Here is a 13963-nt window from a genome sequence, read left to right on the forward strand (position 1 = left end):
CCCTATTCGATCCATGGGATCAGATTCGGATTTTCATCCAATATAGATAAATACTGCTCCATCCAACCAAATTTCGCTTCCGGGTCAAGTAACATATATCTTTGATGTTTTTCAATGCGGTATTCGGATTTTGCCCATCCGTAGTGCTTCAAGCGGAGATCGGACAGTTGGTGGGGCAGTTCAAATATGTTTTCTGGGAAACGCCCGCAATGCTGCGGAGTTTCCTTCCAATTGTATACAAAATCATGCCGGTAACGGATCAAGAAAGGGCGGTAAGTAAAGTGTGATCGCCAAAGATGGTCCTCTCTGTAATGGGTTTGATTCCAAAAATCATAGAGCCGAAAGCAAACCACGTCGACTTCCGATTGCTTTAACAGTAGATGGATTTCCTCAGAAAAACGACTCTCAAATATTTCGTCTGCATCGAGATTCAGAATCCAATCGGGTTCGGTTTTTAATGTTTCCTCCCATTGTTGCTTTCGTAAATCGACCTCGTTGTTAAACTTTGAAATGTCATTCCTCACTATCCGAACCGGTATCCCTTGTAGCGTGTCAAGGCAAACATCCACCGTGTTATCTACGCTTGCATCATCGATGATCACTGCCTCGTCGATATATTTCCGATGTTCTTCTAGTACTTGCCTTAAGTAGCGATTCCCCTCGTTTTTCAAAACCATGGTCAACGTCAATTTTTTTTGTCCTCGGTTTACCGCAGGGCCTATTTTTTTACAAACGTCACTTGGGAATAAGACCCTGTTCGATGGAGTGATTTCTTCCCCATGCTCTCGTTTGAATTTCTCTACCCCCTCTAGGTCAGATTCGCGATAAATATGATATGCCGGAAAAAAAGTGTCCACATATAACGGAAATCCAATCGCGGCGGCACGAACACAGAAATGACGATCCTCCCCCCAAAAGGAAAGGTTTTTAATGGGCTTGAAATTGACCCCGGCGACCATCGCATGACGGCTGATAAGAGTACAGGCCCCTAATCCCCCTACCTCATATATCCCTGGAACTTTTAGCTGAGTAATAAATTGGTCATAACGGACGGCAATTTCTTCCTTACTCAAATCCTCTCCCCGTTGTTGTTCCCATTGTGTATATTCGTCACGAAGCCACACTTGAGGCTGGGGTGCAGAATCCGGCTGCCATGATGTCCAAAAAACCTCCGACACAATATCTCTTCCCGAAGCGACTAGCTGTTCAACTGTTTCGGGATGCAATAGCAAATCCGAATCGACTAAAAACAAAAAGTCATACTGTTCATCAATGGCATGTCGGATCATGGTATTCTTAAATTCTGCTACTTTCCAAATAAGATGCTCGTTCCAAAAATGCGTATTTTCGTCCCGACAATATTCGTCCCCTTGCCCGGATGCCAGTACCGTAACAGGAGCCATAACCTTGGCGAAATCTCGAAGCATATCACTGGCCTGTTTATCTTGGTTGTCGTCAATGAATAAATATCCGAATTCCACATCATCCTGCCTTAAACAATGCAGTGAAACTAAAAACTCTTTTAGTATGGCCGGCTTTTGATGGATAGGGCTTCCGATTAATATGCGCTTTTTGTTCTCATTCATGAAGATCACCGCCGTCGACCTTTATTCCTTCATCCATCCCTAAGACAGATTCCAAATACCGTTTATTCTGAGTGACTCTTGGGTCAGTCGGTCGATAGCTACGGGCTATCTCATTATGATTGTAGGCAAGCCTGTATTCGCCAATTCGGTCGTAACATACGCATAGCTGAAGGTGGGGCAACCACGTCGAACATACAGGGTTAATAAATCCCCAGTTATCCCCTGTCTGTTTGCGTTGTGTGGCCAGCTTATACCAGAATATCGCTGTCCGAATATCGCCATGGTTCAAGAAATGATATCCGATACGACAACAAAATTCAGCGCGTGGGCTGCTGTATTGAAAGGAGCGTAAAGAGGATTCCAACTCCCGTTCCCGATTACCAAGCTCGTGGTAGCAATCCGCTAATTTCCCGCAGGAAGAAATGTTATCTTCGACCCACCCTTTACCTGTGGCCAGAAATTTTTCGTAATAACAAATCGCTTGTTCGTACATCCGGTGATCAACGAGTTCATTTGCAAAGTAATATAGGTCCCTCGGTGAAAACTCCTCGCCGCGAAGTAATCGTGTTTCGTAAATTTTAAGATTTCTGTCGCTATCATGGTGGAGTCTGTTATGCGTGATGGCAACGTCACTATTCAAAATGTTCCCCCACACTTCAAGGTACTCATGGACTGCACCAATCCATTGGAAGTTGTTCTCCCTCTTTACGAGACGATTCCGTCTAACGCTCGAAGTGACATTTCCAAATTCGTCGAATGCCAAATGGTAATCCATTGTAACGGAATCAACGGATTGGTCGAGAATCCCTTTAAGATGAATAAACTTCTTACGATCTTCATCCTTTAAAACGTCATCCGCGTCCATCCAAAAGATGTAGTCCTTCGTAGCGAGACGAAAGGCATAATTCCGGGCCGCTGCAAAGTCATCCATCCATTCGAAGTCGAAAATCTGGTCCGTATATTGAAGTGCAATTTCTTTAGTCTTGTCAGTTGACCCTGTGTCTACAATCATGATTTCATCAATGATATCCTGAACAGACTTCAAGCAACGATCGATACTATCCTCTTCGTTTTTTACAATCATACAAAGGCTAATGGAAATCAAATCGCTCACCCCATTACAGTTATATTCCGGGGAATATAACCATGTGATCCTAGATTCCCTAATTTGGAAAAACACCTCCAAAAGGTAAAAGCGGCCATCCCTCAAGAATTAGCCGCCTCTTTAGCCTAAGGCTGTATTAAAGCTCCTATAAAGGTAATTGCTCCAATAGCGTTTGCTGTACCTACAGTAGTTAGTGCAGCTAACGAATACGTAACATTCCCTGTTCCAGGAGTTAGATCAACGTGGTCAACACTTGTTGCTTCAAATGTGCTATTTCCGACTGCATGTTGATTAATGCTAAATACAATTGTTGCTCCACGGAGAATTTGTAACTCGAGCACTGTAGTACCCGCAGTAGATTGCCAACCGACGATTCCCGTTAACCAAACTCTACTTCCAGCTGGAACTCCTGTTATTGTAACGCTTTTTAATGTTGTCGCGGCGGCAGCTATCGGGATTGCTGAACTTCCCGTCGTATTTGGTGAATTCTCCGATACCTGAAACTGTTGGAAAGACCCCGTCGGGCCAGTCGAGCCAGTCACACCTGTTGCTCCTGTTACTCCAGTGGCTCCAGTGGCTCCGGTTGTTCCAGTTGCCCCAGTCGCTCCGGTGACTCCAGTTGCACCTGTTGTACCGGTGGCTCCGGTCGCTCCTGTCACTCCAGTAACTCCGGTCGCTCCGGTCGCTCCAGTTGCCCCAGTCGCTCCTGTGGCTCCAGTGACTCCAGTCGCTCCAGTCGCTCCAGTCGCTCCAGTTGGTCCAGTCGCTCCGGTCGCTCCAGTTGGTCCAGTCGCTCCGGTTGCTCCAGTTACTCCAGTAGCTCCAGTTGCACCAATCGCTCCGGTTGCTCCAGTGGCTCCGGTCGCTCCGGTCACTCCAGTCGCTCCAGTCACTCCAGTTACTCCAGTCGCTCCAGTCGCTCCAGTCGCTCCTGTTGCTCCAGTGGCTCCGGTCACTCCAGTCGCTCCAGTCACTCCAGTCGCTCCAGTCACTCCAGTCGCTCCAGTCGCTCCAGTCRCTCCAGTCRCTCCAGTTACTCCAGTCGCTCCAGTCGCTCCWGTCGCTCCTGTTGCTCCAGTCGCTCCGGTCGCTCCAGTCGCTCCTGTTGCTCCAGTGGCTCCGGTCGCTCCGGTCACTCCAGTCGCTCCAGTGGCTCCTGTTGCTCCAGTGGCTCCGGTCGCTCCGGTCACTCCGGTCGCTCCAGTTACTCCTGTTGCTCCAGTCGCTCCAGTCACTCCAGACGCTCCGGTTGCTCCAGTTACTCCAGTAGCTCCAGTTGCACCAAGCGCTCCGGTTACTCCGGTCACTCCGGTTGCTCCAGTCGCTCCAGTCGCTCCAGTCGCTCCAGTCGCTCCAGTCACTCCAGACGCTCCGGTTGCTCCAGTTACTCCAGTAGCTCCAGTTGCACCAAGCGCTCCGGTTACTCCGGTCACTCCCGTTGCTCCAGTGGCTCCAGTCGCTCCAGTCACTCCAGACGCTCCGGTTGCTCCAGTGACTCCAGTAGCTCCGGTTGCTCCGGTTGCTCCGGTTACTCCAGTCACTCCGGTCGCACCGGTTGCTCCAATGACTCCGGTTGCTCCGGTTGCTCCAGTTGCTCCTGTTTCACCAGTGGCTCCAGTCACTCCAGTTGCTCCGGTTGCTCCAGTTTCACCAGTCACTCCGATTGCTCCAGTGGCTCCAGTCACTCCGGTCGCACCGGTGGCTCCAGTTTCACCAGTTGCTCCAGTCGCTCCAGTCACTCCGGGCGCACCGGTTGCTCCTGTGGCTCCGGTCACTCCAGTTGCTCCAGTCGCTCCAGTCACTCCGGGCGCACCGGTTGCTCCAGTGACTCCGGTCACTCCAGTGGCTCCAGTCACTCCAGTCACTCCAGTCGCTCCAGTCGCTCCAGTCACTCCTGTGACTCCAGTCGCTCCAGTGGCTCCTGTGGCTCCAGTCGTCCCAGTCGCTCCGGTCGCTCCAGTGGCTCCGGTTGCTCCAGTGGCTCCGGTCGCTCCGGTCACTCCGGTCGCTCCAGTTACTCCTGTTGCTCCAGTCGCTCCAGTCGCTCCAGTCGCTCCAGTCACTCCGGTGACTCCAGTCGCTCCAGTGGCTCCGGTTGCTCCAGTCGCTCCAGTCGCTCCAGTCGCTCCAGTCACTCCAGACGCTCCGGTTGCTCCAGTGACTCCGGTTGCTCCAGTCGCTCCGGTTGCTCCTGTGGCTCCAGTCACTCCAGTGGCGCCGGTTGCCCCAGTCGATCCGGTGGCTCCAGTCACTCCGGTTGCCCCAGTTGCTCCAGTTGCTCCAGTCATTCCAATCGATCCAGTTTCACCAGTAGCTCCGGTGGCTCCAGTTGCTCCAGTCGCTCCAGTGACTCCGCTTGCTCCAGTTGCACCAGTCAATCCAGTAGCTCCAGTAACTCCAGTCACTCCGCTTGCTCCTGTGGCTCCGGTCGCTCCAGTTTCACCGGTTGCCCCAGTTGCTCCGGTTGTACCCGTCACTCCAGTAGCTCCAGTCATTCCAGTAGCTCCAGTCATTCCAGTCGCTCCAGTTTCACCGGTGGCGCCGGTTGCCCCAGTCACTCCAGTGGCTCCGGTGACTCCAGTGGCTCCTGTGGCTCCAGTCACTCCAGTGACTCCAGTCGCTCCAGTGACTCCAGTTGGTCCAGTCGCTCCGGTCGCTCCAGTGGCTCCTGTTGCTCCAGTGGCTCCTGTTGCTCCAGTGGCTCCGGTTGCTCCAGTGATTCCGGTTGCACCGATTGCCCCAGTGGCTCCGGTTGCACCCGTCACTCCAGTGGCTCCTGTTGCTCCAGTGGCTCCGCTTGCTCCAGTGGCTCCGCTTGCTCCAGTGACCCCAGTTTCTCCAGTCACTCCAGTGGCTCCAATTTCACCAGTCGCTCCGATGGCTCCAGTTGCACCAGTTACTCCACTCGCTCCAGTTACTCCGCTTGCTCCAGTTGCACCAGTCACTCCAGTAGCTCCAGTAGTCCCAGTTTCACCAGTTGCTCCAGTAACTCCAGTCACTCCGGTTGCCCCAGTTTCACCAGTAGCTCCAGTTGCACCAATAGCTCCAGTAACTCCAGTCGCTCCAGAAAATTCCGGTGGATCCGTTAGCTCCAGTAGCGCCATTGACTCCGGTCTGTCTAGTCTCTCTTGCGTATCCAGTTCACCAGTGTATCCAGTTACTTCAGTTGCACCCATTGTTCCGTATGGACCCTTTGTTTTAGAATTTTTAAGTTTTCTGATACATCTCAATACTTGATTAAGGTGAAGTAGGGAGTTTGCAATTTCTTTCTTAGCACGAATTGTTTTTCTTTGTTTCACAAAATTCTTGGCTTCTCGCAATTCTCTCATTGCCGTATTTACTTTTCTTACACACCTTTTTCGTGACCTTTCCCGTATATTTGTTTTTGGCTCCCCCCCCACCTTTCCAAGGATGTTTGGTTTTTTTATAACTATTTAAACTCCCGAACACTCCAATCATAATGACTATTGTGGCCTCAATCTCATTTACTGCACGTTCAGTTCTTTCCTGGACTAAAGAGTGTTTTGCCCTCCGCAGACGCCTTTCTGCAACATTCAACATACGTATTCGATTCCGATAGGTCACTTATCGTTCTCCTTTCGGAAGTTGTTGTTCTTACTTGACCACGATCTTCCGGGTATCACAACATTCTACGGATGGGAGACTAATATCAACACGGTATTCGCCTATTTAATGTATTTTCTATTGTGCTGATTCCCAGTCAAGCACTTTCCAGGTGCTGTAAACACCCGTTGAAATGGTTTTTCTAACATGGATAAAAGAAAAAAGCACCTCAAAAAGAGATGCTTTTCAAATCACTCAATCAACTTTCTGCTGAGTAATCATTTCAGCCACTGTTCTGCTATCTGTTATGAAGCGATAATTGACGCTGCGATAACTCAAAAGATGAAAGTATGGGATGTATTATCGGCTAAGTCGGGCAATCAGGGGGGCGCTTAAGCAGGAAAAACTATCTTATCGGCTAACGATGTAGACGGTTTATAACGGTTCACTCCCATTTATCACAGGCTGTGTGCAGATTGATTTCGGAGTCCTTTTTGCAACAATGGGTTTGACTCGATACACCGGAACTTACTTATGAGGCTCCCCTTTACTAAAAGAAATATCTCATTATATTGTCATATGCCTATAGTGTGAATTGCCCAATACCAGTAATCCAGAATGAATGCTAAAGAAATGTCTCGCACACCCATTCAAAAAATTTTTCCTTCTCTTCAAATTGCGGATAATGCGCAGATTGATCAAACGCGATAAACACCTTCTGATCGGCTTCAAGCTTATCGAAAAATTCTTTTGCTGCATGAGAGGACGTCATATAGTCATAATCGCCCATGATAAAATAGCGCTGATTAAGTAGGTTAAACTGTCCATCTCGCTTGTTAAGGTATCCCCCATCTGGCCAATCCCGACATAAGCCTCATATTTTTCGGGAGCCTTATGGGCCGCCTGTGCAGCAATATACGTACCATAAGAATGTCCAATGAGAATTATCTTTTCTTTGCCCAGACGTTCCGAAACGTGATCCGTTAAAGCCAATAAGTCATTTACCAGCAATTCCGATGAAAGATTAGCGTAATCCTCAAAAAAACGATAGGATTTTCCGCTGGCTCTTTGGTCGTAATGAACAACCGTAAACCGGGTTTCCAACAAGTCTTGATATGCCGCGGCATAAGGGATTTCCGGAGCTCCAGGTCCTCCGTGGACAAATAAAATAACGGGATTGTTCTTGTCATCGCCGCGTATCATCAGTTCTTGCTTGCTTCCATTCATCTCTACTTGTTCTAATATGCTAATACTATTTTCGCCTTTGATGGACGATGTCCATGTAGGAAAAATTAGGGCTGTTATGAGTAGTGCTATTGGTGTTACCCCCATAATTCTTAATGTTTTTTTCAATTTTCTCATGGTCTTGGGACACCTTTCAGCTTAAAGCTTGAAGTAAATTGCGGAAAATCCAATGTAGATTTCATTACATCTCATTGTACCTTAGGCTCGTTTACTCCAAATCCATCCCGAGACTGAATTGGACCTAGACCCTAGTCGAAGAAATCAGCGGCATTAGAACATAGCTAATAACAAAAAAAGCCGCTGATCTTGATACAGATCAGCGGCGTAGAAACTACCAGGAGGATAGTTCGGTTCTTTTCCAATTGTTTTGGGCAACGCACACATATACATATTGGTCGTCCCAAGAAATCTGTCCTTGGCTGCATGCAGCAGTGGACGAAGCGGGCGTATACTTTTCGCGAAGACGCAGCATATCCCCGTTTACATCGAGCTTGGTGTCGGGTTCATTCGTGCCAATTCCGATATTGCCGTCACTGCGCTGCACGGTGAGCGGGGAATCGAGCACTTTGCCGTCATCTCCATAACGGACGAACTGCAGGTTGGCTCCTGCATTGTCACCCGATTCCTCTAAACTGTCGGCCCGTACGGCCCATCTCGGTGTCGTCTCATTATCCTTGCCGGCTGCACTTAGTTGGATATCCCGGTTCGTCCCGCTTTCGCCGGCTACCCGCAAGATACCACTCATGACATTGAAATTGGACGAATGTGTACGGATCTCGCTTACGTCGGTGTCAAACGGAATTTCAAACCGGGTAAACAACTGGTTGGGGTATTGACCAGTCGGCGACATAGTCGTCTCGAACGAGATATGCTTATGATCCTGCTGCTCCGGATTGTTTGCCTTGTCATGGGAAATGATCGCCGTCTTGTCCTTGCCATTCTCGTCAACCCAGACAATCGCCGGCTTGGCCCTTTCTGCCGTCCATTGCAATCGAATCAGATCGGACTGATGCCCTTCTTCCTCGATCCATTTCTTATCGGTGGATAAATGAAGCCGTTCATTGTGCGGTATGCGTATATCGTCGCCGTTTTGCTCGGATTGTCCAAGTGTCGTTTCCACTTCCTTTTCCTGATCCGTACAACCCATGCCGAGCAAGAAGATGCTCACCATTATAATCATAATCGTCCCTAATAATTTCACAGTGTTTCCCTCCATTTATCGGTATGATTCGATTTCGTTCGTGTTCATGAACAAAAACACTTTGTCTGATCGTATTATATCCAACCCCCAGCGTACACCCATTTCATCAAACTTCCCGAAAAAATGATTCTTTTCGTCTATAAAGTTTTGTCGGAATTCGTCCGAAAGGTGTGCTTCGGTTGGTCATACAAAACAGCCCAAACTTTCATTCTTTTGTAGGCCCAGCAAGAGGGACTTTTGGGTCATTCGGTAGTAACTGGTTCGAGCTTAAAACTTGAAGTCCTAGTCTTCCAAGATTATTCGATATCGTTAAAACAAAAAAAAGCCGCGATTTCCGCGGCTTTCAATATATGATTAATAAACTTCATAATTTTGTCCGGTTTGTGCTCCTTCTACGCTTTTTTTGAAAGCAAGGGCTACGCGACTAGCAGGAACTGCTTCAAAGCCCGGAAAAAACTCGCCATATTTTCCAAGTGATTCTTGTAAGACATTAGGGCTAACACTATTTATACGGATTCCCCTAGGCATTTCAATCGAGGCGGATTTAACGAACGCTTTAACACCACCATTGGCCATGGCCGCTGATGCACCTTGAGGAATGGGATCATCCATCATGATACCCGTTGTTAAAGTAAAGCTTCCGCTGTCATTAACGTAGTCCATTCCCAAAAGGACTAAATTGATTTGCCCTTTAAGTTTACTTTCAATCCCTATTTCGTTTAACTCAGGCGTTAATTCGGTAATAGAAGCAAAATGAGCACCGCCTGTTGCACTAATGACTGCATCCACTTTCCCAACTTGCTCATACATGTTTTTGATGCTATCAACCGATGTAATATCAACCATTACGTCTGTTCCGTTTCTTCCAGCGCGAATGATTTCATGATGTTGTCCTAGTTCTTTGGCGACTGCTTGTCCAATCGTACCGCTTGCCCCAACCATGATTATTTTCATGTTTGCTCTCCTTTCCATCTGCAAAAAACCTTGCACCATGTTTCATTTAGGGAATTTCCCTTGGAGATAAGAATCCCATAGCTGATGAATAAATTCAATATTGATTGGGTCCCTGAGAAAATCGCTGAATATCCTTTTGAAAATATCCATTCAGCGCATCTTAAAAACCATGTTTATATTAACACATCATCGGTAAGACATAAAAAGTCGCCTCAATGGGCGACTTTCTATTCGTAGATGTTTTTCCTGGAAAGAATATCTACTTAAACCGATTCTCTGCTAAAATCAAGACCATTCACCAATGACCGCTTGTATGCGCTGCTCCACTTCCGAACGCTTTTCTTCCGTAATACTTCCCGCTTTGGCTTTATTCAGATGCTTGAGCGCATCATTCAGATGCTTCACGGCCTGATCCTTCTTGCCCTGTTTATGCTTTAGCTCTGCTTGTTTCAGAGCATTGCCGATCTGCTGGCTAAGCGGATGGCTGATATCACCCTGCAACTTCCAGGACTGAATATCGTCCATCAGGGAGCCCAGCCTATCCGGTGCCGCCGCATCAGACACTTCAATCTTCATCAGCTGCGTATCGTTCGTGTAGTAAATGTTGCCGTCGTGTCCCAAATTCACATGCTGGGATTCCGCCAGCGTCTGGTAATCCATCGTTTCCGGATTGACCACGGTGACATGACCGGCAAGCGTCAGATACATAAGGCCGTCCTCGCTCCAGCGAATATATACCGGACGCCAATTGCCGTATTTCTCAACACCTTCGTAAATCGTTTTGCTTTTTACAATTTCCAGGGTGTTCGGGTCTACAGCGAATAACGTTCCGTCAAAAGCCGCCCACAGCAGCCCGTCCGGACCAAAACTCGTACCGCTGATGATATGAGGCGTGGGAGAAGCGCCTTCAATGGAAGGTACCCATTCCTTCTCCACTTTGCCGGTCGCGATGTCCCAGATAAACAATTTGGCCGCCGGTTCTGAAGGAGTGATGCCCAGTCCGCCAGCGACGGTGGTGGAACCATAGACCTTGCCATCTTTCACCGCAATGCCGACAATCGACTGATTGTTGATGACGTTCTTGTATTCGGTATAATTGCTGCCGTTGGCCGGATCATAAATGGTTAGGGATCCACCGAGTTTGCCGTAATCCGGAATGGTACCGATAAACAGCTTGCCGTCCGCGGCTCTCATGATGAACGGTCGATCCTGGCCGGTAATTTTGAACAGGCTCTTACGCTGTGTCGGATTTTCCGTATTGTATTCAAAGATATCCGCCCCAGGATAAACGCCCATATACATCTTGCCGTTCATGGACACCATCCCTTCCGACTGACCCATAGGGAAGTTCTCGAAGGTTCTTGTCTCAATCGAATACGCAGACCCTGTTCCGCCAGGGTATCCGCTAATGAACAGACGTCCATCCGGACCGTTCTCCATCGTCTGGACAGGAATCGGGTTGCCTTTCACCGGATATGGAATCGCCTTGACCTGTTTGGTCGTAAGATTCATGAAGGCTACGCTGCCGCCGAATTGAACGGTTGCAAGAGAAACACCTGGAAGATCCGGATCGTTTAGAACCTCAACCCAGGCCGTATTGCGCAGGAACGTTCCGTACACCACACCGGTGTCGACAGCAGTAAGGGTATTCAAATCCACTTCCATCAGATGGTTATTCTGCACGAAATAGATTTTATTGCTGCCTTCCGGTCCGTAAGAGAGACGAATGCCTTTATTGTTCAAGTGGTATGTCTCGCTCCATTTTTGCAGATCCAGATCATAGAACAAAAGCGCGTTGTTTCCTTTGCTGATGCCGGCAACCAAATATTTGCCCGCGACATCCAACTGGTTCACCATGCCGATGTCAACCGCTCCGTTGTAGCTCGGAATCTGGATGGTCTCCTTCTCGCCAGACTCCACATTGACCTTCACAATGCTGCCTTCTATCCCGATGCCGACATACAGGTATCCATCATGATACGCAGTGGAACGACTGTAGCTTTGGCCCGTGCCTACAATGCCGTAGTCCTTCATCTCCCCTGTAGCGGGATCGTAGCGGCCCGCTTTCGCACGGGGATAAGAACCGAAGTAGACCCGGCCCTGCTCATCGTGAGACAAGCCATATACGACCTGCTCACCGATGCCGCCCAGAACTTTCAATTGTTTAGTCACCGGAGAGTAGGAGTACAGTGTGCCGTTCCCCCCGATATACACCGTCCCGTCAGGGGTCGTAATATGCGTCCAAGAGCTTTCGGAACCCGTCAGCGGATGCGTGCTTAGCACCTCTTTGGTTTTCAGATCAATGACATGAAAGATAGGCGGCTTGCCGGATACCGTTGTATACATAACCTCGCGCCCGTCTTGTATGCCAAAGGCTCCGTCATATATGGCAACGCTCTGCATTGGGGAGCCCAAATCGATAGGGTCGCTGTAGGTTTTGCCGATTTCCGCCGAGGCGCTTGCCGGGAAGAAAACCGCGGTCAGCAAGATGACGCAAATGGCGAAACATAGATGACGGAGTCCCTTCTTCGCTAGAGGTTTGCTGTGGGTAACGTTCATCAATTCATCCTCATTTCTATTATGGAATGTACTGTAAATCAAATAACTGTCCGACCTGTGCAGGTAAACTTGATCGTTTTACCAAGTAAGGATCGCGGCATCCCTCCCCGACTAAGAATGTTGAATCATGAAGTCCTGGTATTTATGTAGTTCATATACTCGCAAAGAATTTAGCATATACCCTATATAGTGTCAACTGGTTCTTATCTGGTCATTATCTTGGAATGATAGAATCGTTCAGCCTCACTGAAAACTTGTAAATTCGAGAAAGTAAAAAAAAGCCGTGACCACGGTGGTCACAGCTTACGAATCCATTTATCTCTTGTTGTTTTACTTCCCAGCCCGGACATCAGCTCTTCCTCATCGATCAGATAAGAGAAGTATTGCTTCAACTGCTCGCGGAACAGCAGCATCTCATCCAGGCTTAGTCGTATATCTTTGCAGGTCTTATATAGATGAGCCATTTCTCGGTGCAGGTTGAGACGGGAGGGCCGTCCCTCCATCTCCGGATCCACATTCTCAGTAATATAGCGGTTTGCTGGTAGGCTGTACGAATGCCTGCGGATGTATTCCTGCACCTCGTTAGAGGCCAGGAAATCGGCAAAGTTTTGGGCCAGCTCCTGCTCTTTGGAGTGGGCGCTTACCCCGATCCCGGTGCCCAATAGTAGTGTTGTTCCATTATCAAAATGCGGCAGAGGCGCCACGTCATAAGTAAAGGACGCTCCCTTCAGCTGGTTTAGCAGATAATACGTCGTCAAAATGACGGAGACCTTCTGCTCACGGAACAGATTCTCCGCTTCAAAAGCGCCTTGAGCTAGCGCCAACGGGAACATGCCGTCCTCGTGAATCAGCCCGCGGAGCCAGGACAAACCCTCGATCGCCCGGCTCCATGACGAATCAATCTCCGTATCGCCTCTATTCTGCATGAGGAAAATGGGCCATCGGTTCAGTGAATACAATTGCAGGGCCAGACTGTAACGTCCGGGGCTTTTCAGCTCCCTCAGCATTCGCTGAAGATCGTCCCAGCTCCAACCACTGTCCGGCTCAAACTGTCGTTTTTCCCGAAGATGCTCCTTGTTGTAGGCTAAAATCACGGGAGAATGAATGAACGGCTTTGCCGCCAGCTTGCCTTCTGCATCCACGAACGGAGCATGCAAAAAAGTGTAGGTTGACGCATAGGGCTGCTGTGGGAGAAACAGACCGGTACTTCCGCTCTCCTGGAAATGCATCATATCCTGCATGTTGACGGACAACACGTCCACAATGCCAAGTCGCATCAGGTTCGCGATGCTTTCCGCATGTTCATACGGCAGGTCCACGATTTCTACAAAAATATCCGGGTGCCGTTCCTGGAACAGGGCAAGTAGGGCCTCCATTTCCGCCTCTGCATATAGAGAAGGATACATACCGAAACGAATCTTCCGGACTTGTCCGGTAGAAGCAACCACTTGGGTGCCCACACGGGGCACTTTAACGATCAATTCTTCCTGAACCAGCTGATCCAGCGCTTGCCGGACCGAATTTTTGCTTAGACCGTACAGCTCGATCAGAGACATTTCCGAAGGAAGATAATCGCCTTGAGCGTAAGCGCCGCTTTTAATTTTTTGCCGCAGATCGGTGACCATGCGCTTCATTTTATTTTGAAAAGTATACCGGTCGGATTTAGCCATATGTGTCCACCTTTATTTACCATAACTGGTTTGCTACATCAATCCATTCTTATAGTATACTCACTCTTCAACTCGTTTG

General features: G+C 48.7%; 7 protein-coding genes and 1 pseudogene. All 8 read right to left on the reverse strand.

Translation table 11 applies throughout. The annotated features are described in order from the left end of the window. Nucleotides 1-2 precede the first annotated feature (2 nt). Nucleotides 3-1586 (reverse strand): glycosyltransferase, encoded by a 1584-nt coding sequence (locus AB4124_RS26545; protein WP_441974687.1) that lies wholly within the window; start codon nucleotides 1584-1586, stop codon nucleotides 3-5. Beyond that, nucleotides 1579-2691 carry a tetratricopeptide repeat-containing glycosyltransferase family 2 protein gene (locus AB4124_RS26550; protein WP_441974688.1) on the reverse strand — a complete coding sequence of 371 codons (1113 nt, stop codon included), beginning with the start codon at nucleotides 2689-2691 and terminating at the stop codon, nucleotides 1579-1581. Before AB4124_RS26550 ends, AB4124_RS26545 begins: the two co-directional genes overlap by 8 nt. Nucleotides 2692-2816: 125 nt before the next feature. Next, complete coding sequence (locus tag AB4124_RS26555) at nucleotides 2817-5867, reverse strand: collagen-like protein (protein ID WP_441974689.1); 3051 nt, start codon at nucleotides 5865-5867, stop codon at nucleotides 2817-2819. 1013 nt (nucleotides 5868-6880) lie between these two features. After that, a pseudogene (locus AB4124_RS26560) lies at nucleotides 6881-7617 on the reverse strand (alpha/beta fold hydrolase). 214 nt (nucleotides 7618-7831) lie between these two features. Further along, entirely contained in the window at nucleotides 7832-8701 is an 870-nt protein-coding gene (locus tag AB4124_RS26565; RefSeq protein WP_441974690.1) for a hypothetical protein, read from the reverse strand. Between the two features lie 354 nt (nucleotides 8702-9055). Further along, the gene (locus tag AB4124_RS26570; protein ID WP_441974691.1) at nucleotides 9056-9655 is read right to left on the reverse strand and encodes a short chain dehydrogenase; all 600 of its coding nucleotides are present in this window, start codon (nucleotides 9653-9655) and stop codon (nucleotides 9056-9058) included. Nucleotides 9656-9940: 285 nt separating this feature from the next. Next, a complete protein-coding gene (locus tag AB4124_RS26575) occupies nucleotides 9941-12214 on the reverse strand; it encodes an FIMAH domain-containing protein (protein WP_441974692.1) in 2274 nt (757 codons plus the stop codon). Nucleotides 12215-12510: 296 nt separating this feature from the next. Then, entirely contained in the window at nucleotides 12511-13884 is a 1374-nt protein-coding gene (locus AB4124_RS26580) for an extracellular solute-binding protein (protein WP_441974693.1), read from the reverse strand. Nucleotides 13885-13963: the final 79 nt, after the last annotated feature.

The organism is Paenibacillus sp. 2KB_20 (genome assembly GCF_052115765.1).
Lineage (GTDB): Bacteria > Bacillota > Bacilli > Paenibacillales > Paenibacillaceae > Paenibacillus_AQ.